General features: G+C 41.2%; 18 protein-coding genes and 1 tRNA gene. 14 read left to right on the forward strand and 5 right to left on the reverse strand.

Annotation, left to right across the window (positions count from 1 at the left end; all coding sequences use genetic code 11):
- The first annotated feature begins 132 nt into the window (after positions 1–132).
- Positions 133–1,722, forward strand: a complete 1,590-nt coding sequence (locus ACK8HY_RS06870) for a DUF3943 domain-containing protein (protein ID WP_175991928.1) — start codon at positions 133–135, stop codon at positions 1,720–1,722.
- Positions 1,723–1,808: 86 nt separating this feature from the next.
- On the opposite strand, the gene ACK8HY_RS06875 is transcribed toward ACK8HY_RS06870, so the two are convergent.
- Together ACK8HY_RS06875 and fbp are read right to left on the reverse strand one after the other, a co-directional pair.
- The gene (locus tag ACK8HY_RS06875) at positions 1,809–3,257 is read right to left on the reverse strand and encodes a L,D-transpeptidase family protein (RefSeq protein WP_175991927.1); all 1,449 of its coding nucleotides are present in this window, start codon (positions 3,255–3,257) and stop codon (positions 1,809–1,811) included.
- A gap of 118 nt (positions 3,258–3,375) precedes the next feature.
- The gene (fbp, locus tag ACK8HY_RS06880; protein ID WP_077432745.1) at positions 3,376–4,383 is read right to left on the reverse strand and encodes a class 1 fructose-bisphosphatase; all 1,008 of its coding nucleotides are present in this window, start codon (positions 4,381–4,383) and stop codon (positions 3,376–3,378) included.
- A 268-nt stretch (positions 4,384–4,651) separates the two neighbouring features.
- On the opposite strand from fbp, the gene ACK8HY_RS06885 reads away from it, so the two are divergent.
- From ACK8HY_RS06885 to ACK8HY_RS06910, 6 genes are all read left to right on the forward strand, one after another.
- Complete coding sequence (locus ACK8HY_RS06885) at positions 4,652–4,885, forward strand: hypothetical protein (RefSeq protein ID WP_416133196.1); 234 nt, start codon at positions 4,652–4,654, stop codon at positions 4,883–4,885.
- Positions 4,886–5,144: 259 nt separating this feature from the next.
- Positions 5,145–8,018 (forward strand): heavy metal translocating P-type ATPase, encoded by a 2,874-nt coding sequence (locus ACK8HY_RS06890; protein ID WP_416133197.1) that lies wholly within the window; start codon positions 5,145–5,147, stop codon positions 8,016–8,018.
- 148 nt (positions 8,019–8,166) lie between these two features.
- Positions 8,167–8,379 (forward strand): hypothetical protein, encoded by a 213-nt coding sequence (locus ACK8HY_RS06895; RefSeq protein ID WP_077432742.1) that lies wholly within the window; start codon positions 8,167–8,169, stop codon positions 8,377–8,379.
- A gap of 142 nt (positions 8,380–8,521) precedes the next feature.
- A tRNA-Lys gene (locus tag ACK8HY_RS06900) sits at positions 8,522–8,594 on the forward strand.
- A 247-nt stretch (positions 8,595–8,841) separates the two neighbouring features.
- The gene (locus ACK8HY_RS06905; RefSeq protein ID WP_416133198.1) at positions 8,842–9,216 is read left to right on the forward strand and encodes a hypothetical protein; all 375 of its coding nucleotides are present in this window, start codon (positions 8,842–8,844) and stop codon (positions 9,214–9,216) included.
- Between the two features lie 348 nt (positions 9,217–9,564).
- Positions 9,565–10,353: a hypothetical protein gene (locus tag ACK8HY_RS06910; protein ID WP_416133199.1), complete on the forward strand. Its 789-nt coding sequence runs from the start codon at positions 9,565–9,567 to the stop codon at positions 10,351–10,353.
- Between the two features lie 140 nt (positions 10,354–10,493).
- On the opposite strand, the gene ACK8HY_RS06915 is transcribed toward ACK8HY_RS06910, so the two are convergent.
- Complete coding sequence (locus ACK8HY_RS06915) at positions 10,494–11,195, reverse strand: hypothetical protein (RefSeq protein WP_416133200.1); 702 nt, start codon at positions 11,193–11,195, stop codon at positions 10,494–10,496.
- A gap of 195 nt (positions 11,196–11,390) precedes the next feature.
- Between ACK8HY_RS06915 and ACK8HY_RS06920 the strand changes: the two genes are divergently transcribed.
- The 7 genes from ACK8HY_RS06920 (at position 11,391) to ACK8HY_RS06950 (ending at position 22,957) form a co-directional block, all read left to right on the forward strand.
- Positions 11,391–12,563, forward strand: coding sequence for a FecR family protein (locus ACK8HY_RS06920; RefSeq protein WP_077432738.1), 1,173 nt, complete (start codon positions 11,391–11,393; stop codon positions 12,561–12,563).
- Between the two features lie 226 nt (positions 12,564–12,789).
- Positions 12,790–16,182 (forward strand): SusC/RagA family TonB-linked outer membrane protein, encoded by a 3,393-nt coding sequence (locus ACK8HY_RS06925; RefSeq protein ID WP_416133201.1) that lies wholly within the window; start codon positions 12,790–12,792, stop codon positions 16,180–16,182.
- Positions 16,183–16,201: 19 nt separating this feature from the next.
- Complete coding sequence (locus tag ACK8HY_RS06930) at positions 16,202–17,857, forward strand: RagB/SusD family nutrient uptake outer membrane protein (protein WP_416133202.1); 1,656 nt, start codon at positions 16,202–16,204, stop codon at positions 17,855–17,857.
- Positions 17,858–17,911: 54 nt separating this feature from the next.
- On the forward strand, positions 17,912–19,435 hold the full coding sequence (locus ACK8HY_RS06935) for a sulfatase-like hydrolase/transferase (protein ID WP_416133203.1): 1,524 nt from the start codon (positions 17,912–17,914) through the stop codon (positions 19,433–19,435).
- The gene (locus ACK8HY_RS06940) at positions 19,432–20,922 is read left to right on the forward strand and encodes an arylsulfatase (RefSeq protein ID WP_077432734.1); all 1,491 of its coding nucleotides are present in this window, start codon (positions 19,432–19,434) and stop codon (positions 20,920–20,922) included. Before ACK8HY_RS06935 ends, ACK8HY_RS06940 begins: the two co-directional genes overlap by 4 nt.
- 208 nt (positions 20,923–21,130) lie before the next feature.
- Positions 21,131–21,724 carry an RNA polymerase sigma factor gene (locus ACK8HY_RS06945; RefSeq protein ID WP_416133204.1) on the forward strand — a complete coding sequence of 198 codons (594 nt, stop codon included), beginning with the start codon at positions 21,131–21,133 and terminating at the stop codon, positions 21,722–21,724.
- A gap of 642 nt (positions 21,725–22,366) precedes the next feature.
- On the forward strand, positions 22,367–22,957 hold the full coding sequence (locus tag ACK8HY_RS06950) for a riboflavin synthase (protein ID WP_416133205.1): 591 nt from the start codon (positions 22,367–22,369) through the stop codon (positions 22,955–22,957).
- Between the two features lie 164 nt (positions 22,958–23,121).
- Here the strand turns inward: ACK8HY_RS06950 and ACK8HY_RS06955 are convergent, their stop codons facing one another.
- Positions 23,122–24,921, reverse strand: a complete 1,800-nt coding sequence (locus tag ACK8HY_RS06955; protein ID WP_416133206.1) for a chloride channel protein — start codon at positions 24,919–24,921, stop codon at positions 23,122–23,124.
- Between the two features lie 6 nt (positions 24,922–24,927).
- Entirely contained in the window at positions 24,928–25,866 is a 939-nt protein-coding gene (locus ACK8HY_RS06960; protein ID WP_077432730.1) for a hydrogen peroxide-inducible genes activator, read from the reverse strand.
- Positions 25,867–25,944 lie beyond the last annotated feature (78 nt).

Here is a 25,944-nt window from a genome sequence, read left to right on the forward strand (position 1 = left end):
AGGTAACAATCAATACCGCAAATCACCAAGCTACAGCGTCTAAAACACAAAGAAATCGCAATCGTAAAAACACTTTTAATGACTATTTGTTATTTATTGCAAGTTTTATTGCAAAACAGTATATTAACCCATATGAAACAATCTCCAACTATATATCGTTCTATTTTATTTTTATTTCTAAATCTATTTATTACCATTTTTGGGCCGCCGGTCTTTACCAATTCCACAGTTAGGGGCTCTACCTATATGAGTCAGCCTGTTGTACAATGTTCAATTTTAAATCCCCTGTCGGCAGCAGGCAGCATACAGGTAGAACCACCAACAGACAGCATAATCCGCTTCGCCGCCCCACAAAATTTAACGGATAGCATAACTGTATCGATGCGACAGATAAAATGGATTTCAGATCGGGTCAATGCCAATCTACCCGATAGCATCGCAAATTATCAGAAAAAAAACTTTCTACGTGCCGGAATAGAATGGTTCTCTATTCAGGCCATACCTGCATCCGTCAATTATTTCATCCGGAAAGACCCTGTCTCCCATATTTCCTTCAAAAACTTCTTCAGTCATCTGAAGTTTTCCGCATGGACATGGGACGACAATCTTTTTGCGACGAATCAGATTGCACATCCCTACCATGGTCAGTTCTATTTCAACTCATTCCGATCCAACAATTTTAGTTTCCTGCAATCTACGCTGGCAACCGTCGCTGGAAGTTACATCTGGGAGACAGCGGGTGAAACCGAACCTCCTTCGATCAACGATATTGTCAATACCAGTTTTGGCGGAACAATCCTAGGAGAAATGACTCATCGTCTTTCACAGCATCTGCTCGCCAGACCAAGTGTTACGAAAGGACAACGTAATAAAAAGGAAATTTTGGCGATGTTGATCAATCCGATGAATGGTTTAAATCGGTTGCTCGACGGTCGTTGGGGTAATACAACAAAAGGTGCCGTGGTTGATAGCTCATTGGTGCATACCGAAGTGGAATTGGGGATCCGTCGATTTGATGCCAAAGAGCATGATGTACTCAACCGCGGTAAAAATGACATTTATGCACGTATAAAATTGATTTACAACAACGATGATGTTGACAAAAAGAAACCATTCGACGATTTCTTTCTAAATCTCGAAATTGGATCCGATGATAGCTCGATCGTAAATGCTGTGAATGTCTACGCCTCGCTCTACGGAAATCGTATTTTATCCAATTTAACAGGTCGGCATCGTGGTATCGTTTCTGCCCATTTTGACTTTTTGCGAAATGAAGCTTTCTATTACGGCTCACAGAGTATCAATTACAATATTTTTTCCAACTACAATATCGGTACACGGACGAAATTGAGTACTATACTGGGAGGTGGTCCAGTTGTACTGGCAGCAGTGCCTGATCCCTATCTTCATTTCGGCGAAAGTCGTACCTATGATTATGGTCCCGGAGCAGACATCCGTGCCTCCGCCACGCTAAGCACACTCAATCGCTTAAAATTTGGCATAGATTACCGCGGTGGGTATTTTGTCACGATCAGTGGCAATAAATCTCATCATTATCTTCACACCGCATCCACCAGTGCATCTGTGCGGATATGGAAAAACTTTGGTGTCAATCTTTACTCCGGATATTTTAGACTTGAAGGCCATTACAAAGATCATCAAAATGTCAACAAAGATTATCCGTTTGTTCGTTTGGCTCTAGCCTATAACTCCGAATATTAGTAGATGAAACATCACAAAAAAATACCCCAAAATAAGTGTCTAGCTTTTTTGGGGCATGTTCAAACCGTTCTCCAGTTAAGTCTTTTCTAATTTGTCCAATATTTTTTTAACGCCTCTTTCAATCGTGGGTCATATCCATAAATATCTGGATAGGAAACTAGTTTACCATCGTCATCTAGCCAGGTTGTATAATAAGTAAGGTATACAGGCATCTGACGTTTCAGTGTTACCCAACGTGATTTCGAGATCGAGTCTGTTGTTATTTCATGGGCAATCTTCTCTGCCTGTTTCTCGTTATTGACAAGGTAGCTGGCCAAGTCTACAGGTTTCTCAACCCGTACACATCCGTGGCTTACGGCGCGGTTGCTCTGTCCGAACATTTGTTTGGCCGGTGTATCATGGAGATAGATCGAATAAGCATTTTCAAATAAGAATTTCACATTACCCAAAGAGTTATCTGAGCCAGGATTTTGTTTAAAACGGAACTTCTCCACCGAATCGGCATGCCAATTTACAGTACTGGGATCCACCTGCTTTCCTTTATAATAGGCCACCATATTGCGTGAAGCTAGATAGTTGGGATTGTTACGCACACTTGCCAATAGTTCCTTTTTTACGATACTACTTGGGATATTCCATACGGGGTTGACCTGCATAGCATCTAAAATGCCCTGCATAACTGGAGTTTCATGGTTTTCCCCTTTACGGGTGTAAGCTGGATTATCAGTTTCGCCAACACATACATTCATCAACTGGCGTGTTTTTCCGTCTTCCATGATGTGCAATCGTTGTTCCGGAATATTGACAAATACATATTTGTCTGGAAATGCCTCTCCCATCCAACGCAATTTTTCAAGCACCATCAGCACTTTTGTTCTTTGGGTATCATCCAGATTACCATTTGCCAGTAAATCCTGAAATTGGATGTAATACTGGTTTTTTGGCTGAATACCAGCCATTAATGATCCGATCTCAACACTATCCAATAGGCGAACTACGCTGGCATAGTTCATCCGTTTTTGAGGTACAAAATACCTTCCGTACAAACGTTTTGGATTGATAACACCATATTTCATGCTGCTTACATAGGCTACTAGACCATCGGTTCCCAGGAGATCCAACTTCGCCAACAACGGATAAGATTCTGCTACATCTTTAGGTTTCAGTTTACGGAGAGAAAATAAAGTTTCCTTGATCTCTGTTGTATGAAAATAGCTGCTACGGAGCCCGTGTTCTTCACTGCGCTCGAAATAATTCAATAGCGTATCAATACTACTATCGAATAAATGTCCGGCAATTAAGGTCATTCCATCGGTAGAATCAGACAAGTCCTTCATCCAACTGGGGTTATGCAGTTTGGCCTTCTGTTTTCCATACACCTCCCTAAATACCTTCATATAGGCTGTTGTATCAAATTCCTTATAAGATTTTTGCTCAAAACCTTTTGCAAGCACATCACCATAAGTGGGGAGATTCTCTTTACAGGAAAAAAATAAAATTGAAACGAAGGAAATAAAAACTAAAAAACGTGACATACTACAAATAATGAAAAAGAAATGGCCTCGCAATAATGAAGCCATTTTCTAAGGACAAAGATAAATAATTCTTATTGGCAAACGAATCTTACCTGTCATCGAATCACTACAGAATGAATTACTGCTGTTTTTGCAGGAAATCCTCGAGCAATTCGACCATCTCCGAGTTACCCAAAAAAACCGCAGTTCGTTGGTGCAGGCTCTTGGGTTCAATGTCCAAAATACGTTGATATCCATTTGTGGCCTTGCCTCCGGCCTGTTCAATAATAAAAGCAATCGGATTACATTCATACATCAGTCGCAACTTTCCATTCGGATGGGCGGAAGTAGTAGGGTAAAGAAATATTCCACCCTTTAATAAATTGCGATGAATGTCCGCAACCATAGATCCAATATAACGGGAAGCATAGGGGCGCTGGGTGGAAGCATCTTCCATTTGGCAATACTTGATATATTGCTTGACACCATTCGGAAATTTAGAATAGTTCCCCTCATTGATCGAATAGATATGGCCAGCTTCGGGAATCTTCATATCGGGATGTGACAGACAGAATTCACCTATAGAAGGATCTAAAGTGAAACCATTCACCCCCTTGCCTGTGGTATACACCAACATGGTCGAACTTCCGTAAATCACATATCCTGCAGCAACCTGTTTGGTTCCATGCTGTAGAATATCATTGCTATTACAAGATACCCCAGTATCCGAAAGCCGACGGTAAATCGAAAAAATGGTTCCTACGGAAACATTTACATCAATATTACTCGAACCATCCAGTGGATCTATACAAACAATATATTTTGCATTTTTAGAAACTCCAGACTGCATGTAAACGGGGTTTTCATGTTCCTCAGAGGCAACCACACAGCATTCTCCCCCGCTTTGGAGCGCTTTGATAAACTGCTCATCAGCATATACATCCAGCTTTTTCTGCCCTTCCCCCTGAATATTGGTCTGTCCTGCATCCCCCAGGATGTCAACCAGTCCAGCTTTATTGACCTCCCTGTTAACGATTTTTGCTGCTATACCGATATCGCGCAACAGCCTGGACAGCTCGCCTTTCGCATAGGGAAAATCGGCTTGTTTTTCTATAATAAATTGACCTAGTGTTTTTATACCACTCATAATAGTGTTTTATTGGATATTTGTTGCACAAAGCTAAAAAAGTAAAATATATTTTAGCAAAACTTCCTGCTTGCCAAGCTAAAATTTAGCGGACGGAATACGCAATCGATTGCGTATTTCTTTGAAAACTTTCATATGCTAAAACGATTATCACCTACAAAAAGATAAAAATGAAGCAAAAGAAGTAGATATCTATTAAATAACTGCAAATAAAAAAAAACTAAAAAATGATAAGTATTTGGTAATTTTGGCAAAATATATTGATACAATGCAACAACTTTTACAGCTCGTCGAAAAGGAAAAACTAGGCAAGCAGCCAGTTACACAACATACGTTGATTATTGACGACAAACAGGTCATCCATGGGGCACTTTTTTTCGTTAAAACAGCCCGTAAGACCTTTAAAATAATGGTTCCAACACCGTATTACGAAGCATTGTTAACAAGCAAACTAACCGTTCAGAACTTATTGAAGCACCCCGAAGCTATGCTACTTTCCTAAACCTAAGCTTTGCTCCTGATTACAGCTTAGCCTATACCTCCCCCCGCTGTGCCATTCCTATTCCATTTGATATTGTCGCTGTAAACAAATAGCCTTATTTCGGTGTTTATTTTACGTAAAACATCAATGCAGTCATCCATCCATATCGATTATTTTTCGAAAGAGCGGATATAAGCATTTGAAATATTACAAAAAAACGGTGTAAAAGTATAACATTACCCAGGTGATAAGCCTTAAATTTAATGTATAACAAAATGCTATGCAATACCAATATAAACTTTCAGGCATGTCCTGCGACGGGTGTAGAACAATAATTGAAAATACGATCAATCAACTTCCTGAAATTCAGGCTAAAGTTACATTAGACCCACCATTACTGACAATAGAATCGTCAAAAGGAATTTCGGCAAAACAACTACAGGAAACCCTAGATCAATTAGGGGGGTATTCTATTGAAGAAATCGATAAACCAGTAGACGATATGCCGCATAGTGAACAATCAAAACCATTTAAATCAAGTAAATACCAATGCCCCATGCACTGCGAAGGTGATAAAACCTACGATCAACCCGGGCGCTGTCCAGTTTGTGGAATGCATCTCGCAGCAATAGAAAATATCGGCGATGCAAGCCATAATGCACAGACCCCAGATCAACTGCCATCAACTGTAACACACACAGCTATTAATAAACAGCAGCATGAATCTATCATGCCGGAGCACAATCATCTAGCGCATCAACACGAACATCTCCATCAAGAACATGGACAAGAGCACAATCAGCAGCAACAAGATGAATCAGTGCCACATGAGCATAACCACGGCCAACAAAAGCATGCCCAGCACGCCCCTATTGCTGCAATACCCCTGCAGCAGAATGTGAGTTCAGCGGGAAAATACTACTGTCCAATGCACTGTGAGGGCGACAAGCTTTATGATCAACCGGGCAACTGCCCAGTTTGCGGGATGAATTTGGAGAGAGTTCCGGAATTAAATAGCAACACACAATATAGCTGTCCGATGCATCCCGAAATTGTACAGGATCATCCCGGAAGCTGCCCGATCTGTGGTATGGATCTCGTCCCTATCGCTGGGGGCAGTGACGTTGAAGATGATAGAACCTATAAAGACCTCCGGATGAAACTATGGCTATCTATCTTGTTCACAGTTCCGATATTTATACTGTCCATGGGAGAAATGCTTCCCGGTAATCCAATCGGGAAAGTCGTTCCTCCGGCTTGGTCGGGCTGGATACAATTGTTTTTATCCCTTCCGGTTGTCTTCTACACGTGTTGGTCTTTTTTCCAACGTGGTTGGCTCTCTTTTAAAACCTGGCGTCTGAATATGTTCAGCTTGATTGCCCTTGGCGCTGGTGCTGGCTTCGTATATAGTCTTGTCGGTCTGTTTTTTCCACAGTTGTTCCCAGATGACCTCAAAAATCACCACGGTTATATTGCTTTATACTTTGAATCCGTTACCGTCATCCTGACCTTAGTTCTCCTGGGGCAGGTGATGGAAGCAAAAGCACATTCCAAAACCAATTCAGCCATCAAAGAACTCATTAAACTCAGCCCCTCTGATGCTACCCGGGTCGAAAACGGGGTTGATGTCAAAATTAGTGTCGATCAGATTAAGATCGGTGATACCCTAAAAGTAAAGCCTGGGGACAAAATCCCCGTGGATGGCCAGATCACAAATGGGACAACAAGCATTGATGAATCCATGCTCACGGGCGAACCTTTGCCTATCGAAAAACAGGAAGGTGACAAGGTTAGCTCCGGTACCATCAACGGTGAACGAAGTTTCCTCATGAAAGCTGAACGTATTGGTTCGGATACCCTATTGGCTCAGATCATTCAGATGGTCAATAATGCCAGTAGAAGCAAAGCCCCCATCCAACGCCTTACGGATAAAGTCTCCGAAATATTTGTTCCAATTGTGATTGTAATCGCATTATTGACATTCATTGCATGGTGGATCTGGGGCCCTACCCCCTCGCTGTCTTATGGTTTTGCCAATGCCTTGGCGGTTCTTATCGTTGCTTGCCCCTGTGCCCTTGGCCTGGCCACCCCGATGTCCGTTATGGTTGGTGTCGGCAAAGGAGCCACAAATGGCATATTGATCAAAGACGCCAGTGCCTTAGAAAAAATGAACAAAGTCGATGTACTGTTAACGGACAAAACAGGAACGATAACCGAAGGTAAACCCACCGTTGATGATATTCAACCCAGCGCGCTCAGCAGTATCAATGAAATATTAGCATTGGCTGCTTCGCTAAACAGCAACAGCACGCATCCCCTTGGTCAGGCTATTATTGAAAGGGCTAAAAAGGACGGTACTGAAATAGAGCAACAGGTTTCAGGGTTCGAAAACGTTGCCGGACAAGGGATCAAGGGGCATATTAACGGCAAATTAATTGCCCTCGGTAATCAATTGTTGATGGAATCCCTGCAAGTGACCATCTCAGAGGAGATACGAAAAGCCGTAGAATCAGCCCAATCCAATGGCAAAACCGTTTCCTATCTGTCGAAAGGAAGTGATTTACTTGGCTATTTTAGCATCTCTGATCAGATCAAAGCTTCTTCCAAACAGGCTATACACTACCTGCTTCAGCACGATGTAGATATAATTATGCTTACGGGAGACAATGCACACACTGCAAAATCCGTCGCTGGGCAGGTCGGTATCAAACATTTCAAAGCAAATGCTTTACCAAAGGATAAATTACAGGAAATTCATAAGCTACAAGAACAGGGACATATTGTGGCAATGGCCGGTGATGGGATTAACGATGCTCCTGCCCTTGCTCAAGCCGATATTGGTATCGCCATGGGTACAGGAACAGACGTAGCAATACAAAGTGCATCCCTCACCCTATTACAGGGAGACCTAATAGGCATCGCTAAAGCCAAAATACTGAGTCAGAAACTACTGCGAAATATCAAAGAGAATTTAGGCTTTGCCTTTATCTATAATATTCTAGGTATCCCTTTAGCCGCTGGACTGCTATACCCAAGTTTCGGCATCTTATTATCACCCATGATTGCTGCTGCCGCCATGAGCTTTAGTTCCGTTTCCGTGATTTTAAACTCGCTGCGCTTAAATCGGGCAACAATAGGAATAGATAAGAAGTAGACAAAAAGAAGATGCTTGATAGTAACAAAAATAGATAATTAATTATATTCGCTGTTACTAATGACATATATTTATCATTATTATGCGCAATATACTTTTAATATTTCTATCGGTTATTGTAACACTGGTTTGTGTCAAAAATTCACAAATGATCGATATCGATCTCTTTGCGACAGGCAAAATAGCGTTATGGAAACTCCTGCTGGCATTTTTTGCGATGGGAGTACTCTTCGCCTTTTTGCTAAAAGGTGGTAAAAAGGCAAAACAACAAGAAAATACAACGCTTTTTGATTTATCTGAAGACGACGAACAGGAACCAAAGTCCAAATTATCCGACGAAGATCGGGATTTTCTATCCTAGGAATAAAAAATAAATCGCTAAAAATGAAGGTTTAAACATATTAAAGGCATTTTTATCACCTAAATAGTTGCGTAGAATAGAGATTAAGCCTATCTTTGCATCACTTCAAACAAGGAACAATAGTTCAAAAATAAAGAAGTAAGATTCCGTAGCTCAGCTGGTAGAGCAATACACTTTTAATGTATGGGTCCTGGGTTCGAATCCCAGCGGGATCACAAAAGAAAAGCTAATCGCAAGATTAGCTTTTTTTGTTTTAGCGGTATTAAGGATAATGAATCCAATGTTTATTTGCGTTCAATTTGCATGACAGGTTAAGATCATATCTTTTTTTCAGGAAAAATTCATAATTTGGACAAACGATAAAATAAGCGACCAACATCGCTATTTTCCCAGTATCTAGCATAAATCTAAAACCACTTTGCGAATTATTTATGTCAATTAATTCTTCAAAAAAATAAAAACATGACACAAAATATTGGATTAACGAAAGATTCTGGCTGGCAGTTTGGTGTAAGAAAAACGCTACCATCCAATTTAGAACATCTGTGGGATCTTTTTTTTTCGGAAAAGGGATTAAAATATTGGTCTGAGGAGGTTGATCAAAATTTCTCAACCTTTAAAGAATATTCACATATACGTACAAAGTGGAAACATGCAGGATTCGAGGAAGGCGCGAATTTGCAGATCAGGTTTATTCCTAATAAAAACCGGGATAAAACGACAATTTCTATTCACATTGATCAACTAAAGGATGAAAATCAACGGGAGGAAGCAAAAAGATACTGGTCTAAAATAATTGAAATTTTACCAAATCTACTGAGACTAGAGAGCAAATAAAATACCCTACGATACGAGCCTCAATATACTTCCGCCTTGATATTCGGAATTTCCCATACTAATGTAGTATAACATGATGTTGCTGTCTGCTCTTAGCAATGTGCTTGTCTTATTCTAAGATATAAAGCACATTGATCTATTAAGGAGTTTGAAGGATGATTAGAATACTCCACCTGGATCTCTATTACAATATTATTTAAATACTTAGTCAATACTTGATCGATACTTAATGTGTACGTTAAGCGTGCTTTTCCTGTACTTAACTACCGCCTAAAAAACCCCTGATTTCATGGATATTAAAGGCATTTATATTATGGTATTTTTGATATATTAGAAAAAATACATCACATGAAGTTCATTTTCATACTCCTTTTTGCATCGTCAAGCGCTTTTATTCATGCGCAAACTAAGCCTATTTCCAACAATTTATCCTATCCTGATCTAATTCCAGTACTGGTAAACGATAGTCTATATGGTTACTGTGACAGTCTTCTTGACATCAAACTGGCTCCTGCATATCAAAGCGCAGGATTATTTGAAGAAGATTTTAATTTCCAGGTTTTCCATGTCAATAAACCCGAAATTGTGAAATATGGATCTGCCGAATACGCTTGGGTTCAGCATAATGGAGAGCGATACCGTATCAACAAAAAAGGCGAACCTGTTTACAAATATGATGAAGCCGATTTCAAAACCGGAGAAACCCTTATTCAGCTCTTTAAAAACGCTGGGGAACATGTAATAGAAAAAGTAGATGATACGACTCTATTTCAACAGATAAAAGACAATCAAACGGGACAGATTGTGTTTCCAGACGATCAGTCGATCGCCGACTTTAGAGAAAAGAATAAGACATTTATCGACGCAGGAATTCGGCTAATTTATTATCCCCACTTCACAGCAGTTCCTTACACATATTTTACCAATGAACAAACGCAGCTCAAAGGAATAAAGAATAAAGCAACAGGTGACATCTTGGTCAAAGCGCGTTATGCTTCCATCGAAGAGTTTTACAATAATCCCCAGCGTATACGACAATACCCTTTGTTCGTCGCCTATCGTGGAGATCTGGATAAATATGTGTATGTTGGACTCAATGGAACAGAATATGTCCTTTATTCTGCCCAAATAGAATAAAGATGTAAAAAGCTGAGTACAACGTAAATTTCAATTCAAAAAAAGTAGCCAAAACAATAGTTTGCTATACTGTCTAAGGTCTAATCTGGAAGTTCCAGTCATTCTTATGGATTTTATTCCACGGCCCTAATTCAGACCTGTTAGTATTTAAACTTTACCCAGTCACCATCAACGAGATCCAGGTCAAGGATTGCATCCATTGATGACTTTTTACAGATAAATAAGGAGATGCTAGGACGCTCATTGACAATCCGTAAGTCCTTGTCCGGGATTCTTGCATTAATTTGTTCCAGCCGCTCTGGTCGCGCTGGATTAAAAATTGAAACGATCTGAAGCACCTGTTCTTTTCCTTCCCAAGTATAACGATACATACGTGTATAGGTCGAACCAGCAACAGAATCCACCTTAATCGGATCACCAAAACCTGCATTAAGATCCTTATACAAATTATTCAATTCAACACCTGTAAGCTCAGCCTGGGCATTGACCAGCTTAAATTTCCCATCATTTCCTGTGATAGCATTCACCCGATTAAAAATCACCTCATCAAATTTAGCTACGATGTCTTTGATGGAAAATTTCTTTACTTCAAAAGTCGACCAACCGTTTGTGAGGTTAAAGACTTCAACAAATTGTTTTTTACTATCAACGTTAAGATTAGATTTTTGTGTTGCTGACCGATAGAAAAGCTCAGCATCCATGCTAAAATCAATATTTTTTAAATCCAGAACCTCCCGCTGGTAGCTGGGTCCATCTGTTGAACATGCACCCATAATAAGGGTCAAACCAATCATTATGCTTTTGATATTTGGAAATCTGTATTTTACAAGGCGTTCTGTCATTGGAATTTTCAATCTTTTCTAAAGGTGCGAATAATTCCAAAAATTAAAAAGCAGCAATAAACATTCGCCAATACAGAACTCATATTTAATTTTCTGCATACAAGATCTGCCCTATTCGAGCAATGTGGTAAAAAATATTATTTTTTTCACTAAGATTTCCTCTCCATACTACGTATCTATCTAAAATTATAAACCATGAGGCTAACAGAAGATATCAAGCAACTGATTGTAAAATGCATAAAGGGCAATTTATCGCCTGCGGAAAAAAATGCGTTGTCCTCCTGGTTGGCCGAATCCCCTGCGCATGGCACTTATCTTGATGATCTGTTGCAAAAAGAAGATCTTGTACGGGATTTGAGACAGCGGATCTCACTGGAGGAATCAGATGCTACAGATTGGTCTGAACGCCTCAAAACAAAAACCCTGGCAACGATCCATGCACGAGAGAAACCTATCCGTATCAACAGGATCAGGCGACTTATGCCTTATGCCGCGGCTCTATTTTCTGTTATTCTTGCGGGATTAATCTATCAATTTATTTGGAAGCCTTCGGCGCCCAATACCAATAGAATCGTCCTACATGATGTCGAATTACCAAATAATCATGCTGAAATACAGCTTTCGAACGGAAAAGTAATCCAACTGGACAATAGAAAGGGCGCATTGGTCACATCTGGTGGCTTGAAGTATGCCGATGGTAGTCTTATTCAATCGACAGCTCCCAATACAGATTTGATTGCGACTGTACATACAGCAGCTGGCAGCATGCTCCAAATTACCTTGGCAGATGGATCAGAGGTTACTCTCAATGCAAAGACATCATTCAAATACCCCTTGCAATTTACGCAAGACCAACGCCTTGTTGAAGTGGATGGGGAAGCTTATTTTAGAATCGCCAAAAATAAAAAAGTTCCCTTCCGTGTAAAATCCAATGGTCAATTAATTGAAGTAACAGGTACCGAATTTAATGTCAACACCTATTCAAAACAAAAAAGCAGTACGACACTTGTCGAAGGTTCGATCAATTTATCGGCCAATGGAAAACAAATACAGCTCAAACCCAATCAACAGGCCACCCTGTCATCGGGACGCCTTTCACAAAAAAACGTAGACCCACACAATTACATTGCCTGGATTGACAATAAATTCTATTTCAACGAGACAGACCTCCATACTGCCCTACTGGCGATTGGTCAATGGTATGATCTCCAGATTATTTATAAAAATAATAGCAAAGAGACCTATTTATATGGCGAAATTCAACGAACAAAAAGTTTATCCGCGGTATTGGAAATTTTAAAAAGAAGCAATATCCAGTTTGAGTTGATCCAAGAAGATGGTGTTCGTAAGCTCATCGTATCCAATTAACCCATTATATAACCAAAAACTAAATTATATAGATGAAAAAGCCAACTTAACGAAGCTAATCAGAGCCGCTAAAAAAAAGCCGAAAAATGCTTCCAACATTAATCGGCCAATACATTAGCGATCTCCATTTTTGACCGATTCACTCAATCAGTTTACCAATAGATTATATCCCTAATTCAACAAATTTATGAATTTTAAATTTCTTGTCCATAGAAAACCTATAGCTATGGACATACCCAAACAATGGAAGACCAAGATGAAGCTTAGCGCCTTTTTTACGCTTGCATGTGTTGTCAAACTCTCAGCAGCTGGATATGCACAATCTATTACCATAGATGCAAGCAAAACATCGCTTATACAGGTTCTGCGAACTATCCAAAAGCAGAGTGGCGTTCCCTTTCTGTTAAATGGTAAGGAACTCGCCGAAATAAAAATTGAAGGGCATGTAAAGAATATGCCTTTAGACAAAGCGATGTCAGTACTGTTGAAAAACAAACCCGTTAGCTGGAGTTTCAAAGACAATATGCTTGTCGTAACCGCAGTGAAAACAAACAGTTCCGCTGTCATTAGTCCAACAAATTATACGTTTATGTTGCAGACAAGGACCGTAAAGGGCAATGTCCATGACAGCCAGGGGCAACCAATCTCTGGGGCTACAATCACAGTCAAAGGAACAAGCAAAGCGACCACAACAGATGCCAGTGGAAATTTTCAGCTGGATGTCAATGACCGTAATGCCATACTTGTTGTTAAGATGATTGGATTTCAACAGAAAGAAATTCCCTTAAATACACAAATCTATCTTGATATTGCGCTTAATCAACAGATTGACGCCTTGGAAGAGGTGGTAATCGTGGGCTATGGCGCTACGAAAAAGAAGGAATTGATCGGTTCGGTATCGCAGATTGATGGTAAGCAGCTTGCCAAACGAACGGTTCCCCAACTTGCGCAGGCACTAACAGGACAGATGCCTGGTGTAACGGTAATCCAACGTTCGGGGCAACCCGGTGCGGCCAACAATAGCATACAGATCAGAGGTGTAGGCTCTTTTGGTGCCACCACAGATGCCTTTATACTGGTCGATGGTATTCCAACCAGTTCATTCAATGATATCGACCCCAATGATGTAGCCTCCATCTCTGTTTTGAAAGATGCCTCATCAGCAGCAATATATGGTGCCAGGGCTGCCAACGGTGTTATCCTCGTCACCACAAAAACAGGGTCAACAGCTGGAAAGTTAGCCGTTAATTATAGCGGATATTTTGGTATTCAAAAACCAACAGCCTTTCCTGAGTTTGTCAATTCATGGGAATATGCTAGCCTGCTCAATGAAACCACAAATGGTGGCGGTGGTTATACCGAAGAAGAAATTCAAAAATTTAAGGATGGATCTGATCCTGACAATTACCCCAATAGCGACTATATTGGTAGTACATTTAAATCACAGGCAGCCCAGACTGGACATAACCTGAATATTTCCAATACAACCGAAAAGATACAGTATACCCTATCTGCCGGGTTCCTCAATCAGAAAGGTATTGTCATTAAAAATAATTTTAATAAATACAATGTTCGACTTAATCTGATTTCCAAGCTGAGTGATAAACTTAAATTAACGACAAGAGTATCGGCGATACAGACCGACACCGATGAACCCGCTGCACCAGCAACGCTTGATTTTTCGCGAATGACCGATATTATCTCCCAGGTTATCCGCTATCCCGCAACATTTCCGATCCGTATGAGCAATGGTGATTGGGGAGCTGGAAATAATCTAAAAGGAACACCTGTCTCTTTTCTTGAAAGCGAATCATTTTACAAAGAGAAAGTATCCGATATCTCTGGGAATGCACGTTTCGACTGGAATCCAATTTCTGATCTGACACTCTCGGCAATTGGTGGTTATACCCAAACCAATGGTCGTTCCAAGTTGTTTCGTGCAACACAGCGCATTAATAGCTCCATTACACTTGCTCCTTCTACACTAGAACAGAGCGCCCCATATACGACATATAAAACATTTCAGGCATTAGCCGATTATAGCAAATCATTCAACGATCATTCCGTTAAAATCCTTGCTGGTTATTCCTTTGAAAAAGGTTACAGTGAAGGACTGTCGGCCTCACGTCAAAACTTCCCGAGCAATGAGCTTACAGAATTAAATATTGGTTCACCAGATGGACAACTTAACTCGGGCTCAGCATCCGAATGGGCATTGGAATCGCTCTTTGGTCGGGTTCAGTACAATTACGCAAAAAAATACCTCTTAGAAGGTGTGATTCGATACGATGGTTCATCCCGCTTTCCCACAAGTAAACGGTATGCTATTTTCCCTTCACTTGCTGCGGGTTGGCTAATCAGTGAAGAAACTTTTATAAAAGATAAATTTGACTGGATTACTGAGTTGAAATTAAAAGGCTCCTATGGTGTTTTAGGTAATCAGAATATTGTGGAAAATCTTACCTCAAGAGTAGTATCAAATTATCCCTACCAAAACATCTTAAATACGGGTTACAATTATCCCTTCGGAAATAGTATATCGCCTGGGGTCGCCCGTGTGACGATTGTAGATCCAAACTTACGCTGGGAATCAACCCGAACTGCTGATGCCGGACTCGAAATCGCATTATTTAAAAATCTACTGACCTTTAGCAGCACCTATTACAATCGTTTTACTTATGATATTTTAGTCAGCCCCAGCTCAAGCATTTCAAAGGTATTAGGCTTTGATGTTGGTATACAAAACTCCGGAAAACTTAGAAATACTGGCTGGGAATTTACGTTAGGCCATCAACATAAGATCAATGAGTTCTCCTATAATGTCAATCTAAACTTCTCCACGGTCAAGAATAAAGTCGTCGATTTGGGTATTGGCAATATCAACCAGTCCAATGGCATGATTGGTAACGGATCCGATTTGTTTATCGGCTATCCGATACAGGCTTATTATGGCTATCAGACTGACGGTTTATTTGTTGATGCTGCTGATGTGGCATCTTGGGCAGATCAAAAAAGTATTAATCCACAATCACAACCGGGCGATATCCGGTACAAGGATATCAGTGGACCGGACGGTGTCCCTGATGGTAAGGTCGATGCAACTTATGACCGAACGGTTATTGGATCCCGTATTCCCAAATATACCTATGGAATGAATCTTGGATTTAATTACAAGGGCTTTGACCTTGGTCTCCTACTCCAGGGTGTAAGTGGTGTGCAGGGTTTATTAAATAACTACGCAGGATTTGCATTAACTCAGAATGGCAATATTCAACGTTGGCAAGCCGATGGCCGATGGACTACTGCAAACCCAGATCGAAATGCCATATACCCAAGATTCGAACAGCTGCCAAGTACCGGAACACCAAATACACTCTTATCAGACTATTGGATGCTTGATGCGAGCTACTTGCGTTTAAAAAATATACAGTTGGGATATGCTATCCCAAAACAGCTGGTTTCCAAATGGAAATTGTCAGGTTTACGTATCTATGCAAATGCCGAGAATCTATTTACAAGCAGCAATTATCGAAAAGGTTGGGATCCAGAGATCAATTCAAGTGGAGCATACTATCCGATTATGCGAAATTTCACGTTCGGCGTAAATCTTAGTTTTTAAATCAATTCATAACCATAACATGAAACGTATAACTTATAAAAATATAAAACTGGTCCTTTGTATATTTTTTGCATCCGGTCTAACGATAAGCTGCAAAAAACAATTGGATACAAACCCGCTGGATAAGTTTGCCAATGATACATTCTGGACCAGCGAGACCAATGCACGGCTTGCCATCACAGGTCTTTACAAAGGCGAAATCCAAATGAATAGTTTAGCCGAGTTTAGCCCCTCAGACTGGTGGTCCTACCATGGCTTGCTTTACCTAGAGTTTGCCTCCGACAACGCCTATGACCGACGCGGAGATAATTCAGCATTCAATAAATTGTCCGATGGTACACTCACCAGCAATATTGGTATATTGTCCAACTATTGGACACTCTCCTACAAACGGATTGCCCGTGCAAATTTCTTTTTAGAGCATGTGGACAAAACGCCTGTTTCACCTGAGCTTTTGGCCCGCTTTAAGGCTGAAGCTCGTTTTATTCGCGCCTGCCAATACTTCTACCTATCACAGTATTGGGGAGATGCTCCCTTGGTAACCCGAACCTTGACACCTGACGAAGCTAATCATGTCTCGAAAAATAAAAAGCAAGAACTAGTGGACTTTGTCGAACGCGAGTTGGAGGAAGCCGCGAATGACCTTCCAAGCTATGGCAAATTACCCGCAGCAGAACGGGGCCGCGCAACGAAACAAGCCGCTTATGCATTTCTGGGGCGTCTACAATTAGCCGAAAAATCTTACGCCGCAGCAATTAAGACCTACGAAAATATCATCAATGCCAATGAAAATAGTATTGATCCCAACTATGCCAGTCTTTTTGATGGCAGTAATGAATCCAGTAAAGAAATCATTTTTGCCACACAATATCTTGTAGACCTTGCCGGAAATGGTATGTTTCAACATAACTTTCCAGCAATAGCTGGTGGTTGGCATCTCCATTGTCCTTTGGGAAGCTTAGTGGAGAGTTATACCTTTACGGATGGAACGGCTTTTTCCTATACTGATCCCAGATATAACGCACAAAATATCACCCAAAATCGGGATCCGAGATTAGGATTTACGGTCATCAGCAACGGGGATCGTTTCAAAAACCTCCGTTATATCTCGCATCCAGATTCAACCCTGTCCATTGACCAGCTCACAACCACCAAGCAAGCAACACGCACGGGTTACGGTCTTCGTAAATTTAACGCTGAAAATTTTAGCGGCAATTTACAGAATTCCGGAACAGATCTTCCTATTATCCGCTACGCCGAGGTGTTATTGAGCTACCTTGAAGCCAAACTTGAAAATGGTGATCCTCTGACAGCGGAGCTACTGGATAAAACCATCAATGCAGTCCGCCGACGCAGCAGCGTCAATATGCCTCCTATCGCTGTCGCCAACGCGACTACAGTCCGGGCAGCATTACGTAATGAAAGACGTGTGGAACTGGCCTTAGAAGGTATCCGCTATTGGGACCTCCTGCGTTGGGATACAGCAAAAGATGTTTTAAATGGTGATTTCTATGGCGCGGCATTTCCCGATGCCAAAAATATCCGCGTGAAAGCAGGTAGTAGCAGAGACAGTTATAGCCGCTGGTATGTAACCAAAAAATCATTTAGAGCAGGCCAGGATAATCACTGGCCGATCCCCCAAAGTGAAATTGATATCAATCCAAATTTAAAATAGTATCTTGGGTGTCGTCAACAAAAAGACGACACCTTATCAACGTATTTGCACAATATGAAAAAGACCTTATCTCTTACGATCCTACTTTCTTCAAGTCTGGCGATGACAGTTCCGCTGACCTCATTTGCACAAAAACTGAATAAACCCAACGTCATCTATATCTATGCGGATGATCTTGGTTTTGGTGATGTGAGCAGCTATGGAGCCAAACAGATTGAAACTCCAAACTTGGATAAATTAGCCCAGAGCGGCACCCGATTTACGAATGCACATAGTAGCTCGGCGACCTGTACCCCTTCCCGGTTTGCATTGATGACCGGCACCTACCCTTGGCGCCAGACCGGTACAGGCGTCTTGCCCGGAGATGCCAAATTGATTGTACCAACGGACAAAATTACCCTGCCAAAAGTATTTAAAAATGCAGGCTACGCAACAGCAATTGTCGGCAAATGGCACTTGGGTCTTGGTAACCAAGTCAAAAAAGACTGGAATACCGCTGTCAAGCCAGGACCAAATGATGTTGGTTTTGACTACTCTTTTATATTTCCAGCTACGGCTGACCGTGTACCGACTGTCTTTCTTGAAAACGATCAAGTGGTTGCAGCAGAAGCAAACGACCCTATCCTTGTTGATTATGAGAAGAAAATAGGCAACGATCCTACGGGCAAAGAGCATCCCGAATTACTAAAAATGCACTCCTCTCCCGGCCAAGGGCACAACCAGACGATTGTCAATGGTATCGGACGGATTGGTTACATGAGCGGCGGCACACGTGCACGCTGGGTAGACGAAGAAGTTTCCACAACCTTTCTACATAAAGCACAAGATTTTATTTCACAACATCAAAATAAGCCTTTCTTCCTCTACTTCTGTTTAACGGAACCCCACGTGCCACGTATGCCGGCCACACAATTTAGGGGCAAAAGTAAGCTCGGTTACCGCGGAGATGCTATTCTTCAATTGGATTGGACAGTCGGACAGATCCAACAGCAATTGCAGCTACTGGGCATGGACAAAAACACCATTATCATTTTCAGCAGTGACAATGGTCCGGTATTGGATGACGGCTATGTGGATGGTGCCGTGGCTCAGCTTAATGGACACCAGCCTGCAGGACCGCTCAGAGGTGGCAAATATAGTATCTTTGAGGGCGGAACACGTGTACCTTTTATCGTCAGTGGACAAGGGGTTGCCAAAGGTAAGGTATCCAATGCATTGATCAGTCAAATGGACCTGTTGGCAACAAGCGCGCAGCTCGTAGGCGTAAAATTAAAAGCTGATGAAGCAAAAGACAGTAAGGCATTATTGAAAACCTTAACCGGCGAAGATCCCAAAGGGCGTAGCAGCATAATCCAACATGCACAAACTCTGGCGATTGTCAAGGACGACTGGAAATATATTGCACCAAGCGACGGTACCGCCTATATGAAATTGACGGATACTGAAACCGGAAATCTCCCCGAAGATCAATTGTACGACCTCAAAAATGATATCGGAGAAAAAAACAACGTTGCTGCTAAATATCCTGAAAAAGTGAATGAGTTGAAACAGTTGTTGGAAGGAGAACGGAAAAAATGAAAAAAGGAATAGGTCTTACCCTCATCCTACTGGGATGGGGGATGCTTTTTGCACAACAAAAGCAAGCAGCTAAAAAGCTGCCCAATATCATCTTTTTTTATGCGGATGACTTGGGCTATGCCGAGACAGAACCCTACGGACAACAGCTGATCAAAACCCCCAACCTGCAAAAGTTGGCGCAGGAGGGACTTCGTTTTATCAATCATTACACAAGTGCTCCAGTTTGTGCCCCAGCTCGTTGCATGTTATTGACAGGTAAACATGCTGGTCAGTCCTATATCCGGGGTAATTATGAATTGGGCGGGTTTGCCGATAGCCTCGAAGGTGGACAAATGCCCCTACCCGAGGGAACCTACACCATGGCTCACCTATTTAAAAAAGCTGGTTATCATACTGGCGCCATCGGAAAATGGGGCCTCGGCATGCAAAATACAACCGGAAGCCCAAACAAACAGGGGTTTGACTACTTCTTTGGTTACCTCGACCAAAAGCAGGCCCACAATTACTATCCAAGCCATCTCTGGGAAAACGAGCAAAAATATCCACTCCAAAACAAAGAAAAGTTTGTGCATATTCCACTCGACTCCACCAAAGCAACTGCCAAAGATTTCGAGCAATTCAGTGGCAAACAATATGCTCCGGAAGTTATGACGGAAAAGGCATTGGCATTTATTGATAAGAACCGAAACAGTCCTTTCTTCCTCTATCTTCCGTACACCCTACCCCATCTTTCCTTACAGGTACCCCAGGAATATGTGGATCGATATAAGGATCTTTTTCATGACCATCCTTACTATGGGCAGGATGGCTACACGGCAACGCCTTATCCAAGAGCTACCTATGCAGGCATGATCACTTATCTGGATGACCAAGTGGGCCTGATCATGAAACATATTAAATCCCTGGGTCTGGATGACAATACCATTATCTTGTTTTCCAGCGACAATGGCACGGGTTTCAATGGTGGTATAGACTACCGCTTTTTCAAGAGCGTCGATTCACTCAGGGGGCTAAAAATGGATGTGTTTGAAGGGGGAATAAAAGTACCATTGATCGTCCGCTGGCCCAAAACAATCAAAGCAAACACCGAGACGGCTGTTATCTCAGCACAATATGACCTGATGGCTACCTTTGGACAGTTGGTCCAACAGGATCCCGGTAAGACCAATGGACTGTCCCTGCTGCCAACCTGGCTAGGACAAAAGAACCAGAAAAAACACCGATACCTTTACTTTGAATATCCCGAAAAAGGCGGGCAGATTGCCATACGTGAAGGACAATGGAAGGCAATTAAACTGGATCTAAAAAATAATCCAAAAGCAAAATGGCAATTGTATGATCTAGAAACAGATCCATGGGAGCAAAAGGATATTGCGAACAAACACCCCGAATTGCTTCGTCATTTTGATGAAATTATCCTTACTGAACACCGTCCTGCACACATAAAAGAATGGGAAATCGTAGACAGTAAGCTGGTGAAAAAATAAATTTCTCCGGATCTCATTTATTCACCGTTAAAAAACTTGGGTTGTCATGCTTGAAAACATGACAACCCAAGTTTTTTATGTAACTTCGTTATGAGCATCTGTGTTGGGAGGCGGACCTGTAAATATCCTATTGAACAACAACAAAGACCATGATACCGGTCATTATGCCCATCTTAGGGCAATGAAAGAAAAATATTGATAACCAAACATGCTTCAACTAGAGTCGCATATTAACGCATTAAAAGAGGGTAATGAAAGCGCATTGTGCTTTTTCATGGACCATTTTGGCCATGCGCTACGTTATTTTGCCTTTTCCTATCTACGCAGTAAAAACGACGCTGAAGAAATTGTATCTGATATCTTTGTCAAACTCTGGAATCACAGACAGAAAGTGGACAATTACGAAAGCCTCAAAGCATTTTTGTATATCGCGACAAAGAATGCCTGTATCGATATGAAAAGATCGGCTCGATTTAAAATGCAGACCGAAGAATTGGATATCCTTCAGAATTTATCCCTACCCGAGGACGATATTCTAAAAAAAATATTTAGAACAGAGCTAACGGAGTTATTACTGGCCGAAATCAATAAACTACCAAAACAGCAGGCTAAAATATGTAAATTGAGTTTTTTGGAGGATTTAGATACTGAAGAAATCTGTAAGATACTGGACACTACCCCATCAAATGTCTATTATGCACGTTCCAAGGCACTCCTCGCTTTAAAAGAACGCTTCAGATCCAAAAATTTCGAATACCTTCTTTTAATTTCAATGTCCGCAATACATCTTTTCAGAAGCTAAGAAACATTCATCCTTTCAGGCAGCTCCCAATCGTATAGCTATACTTACTGCCTTTTTGCTTTTACAGAGAGCCCAGAGCTATTGCATTCGTTTACAGATTATTCAAAACCAATAAATCCAGCGTATTGCGAGATCATCAACACTTTAGTAAAAAACACGAATCAAATAAAAAATAGGTCATGCAGAGAAAAGAAATGGTCGGACCGAAGTGTAATATAATCAACTGTAAAACAGCATATTATTATAAAACAAAAAAAGCTTAGCATTTGGTCGGGCGACCTGCTAAGCTTTTATAAATACCTCTTTGTAAGAGGCAATCAACCTAAACCTATGACAAAGATAATGCTTCAAATGATATAAACAAAAATTTTGTAATATTTTTTTTCAACTCCCATAAATTTGTTTTGGCACAGCTGCAACAAAAAGAATAGTAAGTGTACAATATACACACAATCTTTTTGCTATTTTCAGAAGCCTTTTTTTTAGCATACTATATCAAAGCAGATTCTATTACAGTATTTATCTCTTTCATGAATTATATTCACGATAAATTATTCTGTCATTCATGCGTCTATTTTGTTCGCAAAAACCGTGTTTCCTTCGATTATTTAGTAACTTTGATTTCATCAAAAATTTTAGTGCATGTTTACCGGAATCATAGAAACCTTAGGAAAAATCGAACGTATCGAACATGAAAAAAGCAACATCCATTTTTATGTGAGCTCTCCGATCTCCAATGAATTTAAAATAGATCAGAGCGTAAGCCACAATGGTGTATGCCTGACTGTTGTTGGACTGGAGGATCAGGTGCACAAAGTAACCGCGATTGATGAAACCCTGCAGAAAACGAACCTGGCCGAGTTGAAAGTTGGTGACTTGGTTAATATCGAACGCTGCACCCTAGCTGGCGGAAGATTTGATGGACATATTGTCCAGGGGCATGTCGATCAGACCGCAACCTGTATACAGAAATCAGATGAGAACGGCAGTTTTATTTTTACTTTTCAATACGACCCCACTAAACAGAATATCACTGTGGAAAAAGGTTCTATTACAGTAAATGGCATCAGTCTGACTGTGGTTGATTCCCGCGATGACCGTTTTTCTGTCGCAATCATCCCTTATACCCTCGAACATACCAATCTCCAACAGGTTGAAGTAGGTACAACAGTCAATCTTGAATTTGATATTATTGGAAAATACGTCACAAAAATTATGGCCATGCGTGGCTAATCCAACGCAACCGATACTTACGACTTACATGGGTGGAACGATCAATCCATGTAAGTCGTTTGATAAGCCCTCAAGTTAAGCGCATATTAGATAGGACCATTCAAAAAAATCTGTCCTGAAATAGGTCTTCACTTCGACCCATCTTTACACCTATTCTGCCCGGTTTACTCTAGATAATGACCTTGACGGATAAGTAATGCGCGGTATTTATTAAAGACACTGGACTTGGATACAAAACCCATATATTTGTTTTCATCTCCAAGTACAGGTAATATCCAAGTGTCATCTTTGTTCATCTTAGCCATCACAATTTCCATGTTTTCGTTAATCCCCACCGTATCGTTTGGCTTCTGTGCCAATTTTTCAAAGGGCGTATCCCCCCCTTCTAACTCCCCTAACAGGACCGAAAATAAAAACTCACTATAGAGAAGTCCCATAAATTTACCTTCATAACTTACCACCGGAAAAATATTACGCTTGCTATGGATAATATCCGTCTGTCTACTTTTGGGCGTTTCATCCGGTCGTAGGATCACAAAATTGGTTTCCAGTACATATTTAATGCGCATCATGCTCAGTACCGAACGGTCCTTATCTTCATACGAAATCAGGTCGCCCGATTCGGCCAATACTTTTGTATAAATTGAGTGCTTCAATACCGCACGATTAATCAGATAAGAAATCGAACAGACCAACATCAAGGGGACCATTAAAGTATATCCCCCCGTCACTTCCGCAATTAAGAAGATACCCGTTAATGGCGCATGCATAATACCACTTAGTGCCCCGGCCATACCGGCAACCACAAAATTGGGGACGTTAAGCTCCGCAATTCCCGTCAGATTGACCCCATAGGAAAAGGCAAACCCCAATAGACCGCCCATCACCAGGCTCGGTCCAAACACCCCACCGTTTCCGCCACCATTCAAGGTGAATAATGCCGCAAACGACTTACCAAATAAAGTCAAAATGGTATACCCCAGCACCACCAATCCCATATCTTTATAATCAGAAAACAAGCTATTTTTTACGATCGAGTTAAACTGCCCATTGAGAATCTGCTGGATGGTAATATAACCTTCGCCATACAGTGCCGGAAATACGAAAATCATAATCCCCAGGGATATTCCGCTTACCCATACTTTGTTATAGGGATTCTTTATCTTAGCAAACCATTTCCCTACCAAACTGGATACACGGGCAAAGTAGATTGTATACAGTCCAATCAATACCGCCAATAGCAAATAAAATAACAGGGCCGAGATTTGCCAATCCGAATTGAATGTGCTAAATAGCGGTTCACTGTACAAAAGCCGCGATACCACCGAGGCAAGCGCTGACGATATTAAAAGAGGAATAAAAACCGGAATGGAGAATTCCGGAAGCAATATCTCAATCGCAAAGATCATTCCCGCCAAAGGACTATTAAATGCACCCGAAATACCTGCTGCCGCGCCGCAGGCCAAAAGCATGGTGACTTCTTTATATTGCAGACCAAAAAAACGGGCAATATTGGAACCTATCGACGAACCTCCCAATGCGACGGGAGCCTCCAATCCACAGGAACCTCCAAATCCAACCGTAATCGCCGAAGTGACAACCTGCGAATAAATATTGCTCGGATCCAATCGGCTCCCCTTACGACTGATCGCATAGATAATCGGAGTGATACCATGCTCCATCTTCTTTCCTTTCAGAAATTTTCGCACAAAAAACACGCTCAACAATATCCCGATCAACGGAAAAATCAGGTAAACAGAATACTTCACTTTCCAATCAATATCATCCTGAATTGTCGCCGCTATAAAATGCGTTAGTCTTTTTAAGACAGATGCCATCAGACCACCAACAATTCCAACTAAAAAGGCCAGGAGAATAATAAAGTTCCTATTCGAAACTTTTTTCATCCGCCATTGATTGATCTGGTCTATTTTCTTAAAAAAACGTACACTGAGATTTGCCATGTCTTCTTATTGAAAGCTCAACACTTCCTTTTTCTTTTTTGTTTTGAATTTTTCGGGTACAACCGCCAATATCTCCCTTTCCAAAGCCTGGATTGCATGTCGTTTCACATAATTCTGCGTAGTGACTAAAGATATCTCCCGAACAGGTTCCGGTGACTTAAAATATCGGATTTTATCCAGTTGTTCATCCACATAGTCTGAAATCGAAAGCTCCGGCAGAATGGTTATCCCATCATTGATATCCACCATTCTTTTAAGTGTTTCCACGCTGCCAGTATTATATTCAAAACGCCCAGAAAGATCCTGATTATGTTTATGATGGCAAATATTAAGTACCTGCCCTCGCATGCAATGCCCCTCATTCAACAGCCAGAGTTTATCATCGGCAATGTCATCTCCACTTAGCACTTTCTTGGAAAACAAAGGACTATTTTCAGAGATATAAGCAACAAAATTTTCATAGAACAGAGGCGACTCCAGTATCCCCTGATCATTTAAGGGTGTTGATAGCACACCGCAATCCAAAAGCCCCACCTTCAATTCGTGAACAATACGTTCGGTGGTATATTCCCAGATTTGCAATTGCAATTTCGGATACTTCTCCATAAATGTTGTCAGTACCTTCGGCAATAGATAAGGCGCGATAGTCGGAATAACACCGATCTTTAAGCTGCCCTCGATCTCCCCCTTCTTATCCTGTACGATTTCAGCGATCTTTCGGCTCTCCATCAGTACCGATCTCGCCTGTAGAATGATCTTCTCACCGATTTCGGTAGGTACAACCGGCTGCCGGCTGCGGTCAAAGATTTTTGCTCCCAGGGATTCTTCCAGTTTCTGGATCTGCATACTTAAAGTCGGCTGTGTCACAAAACATTTTTCGGCTGCGGCAACAAAACTACGATAAGTATCTACAGCAATGATATATTCCAATTGGATTAAGGTCATGTTAAAATCTTTAAAGCGCAAAATTACGAATACTCGTTTAAAACGATGGCAAATACACAATATTTTAAGGCTTGACCA

The organism is Sphingobacterium sp. NGMCC 1.201703, assembly GCF_047784615.1.
Taxonomy (GTDB): domain Bacteria; phylum Bacteroidota; class Bacteroidia; order Sphingobacteriales; family Sphingobacteriaceae; genus Sphingobacterium.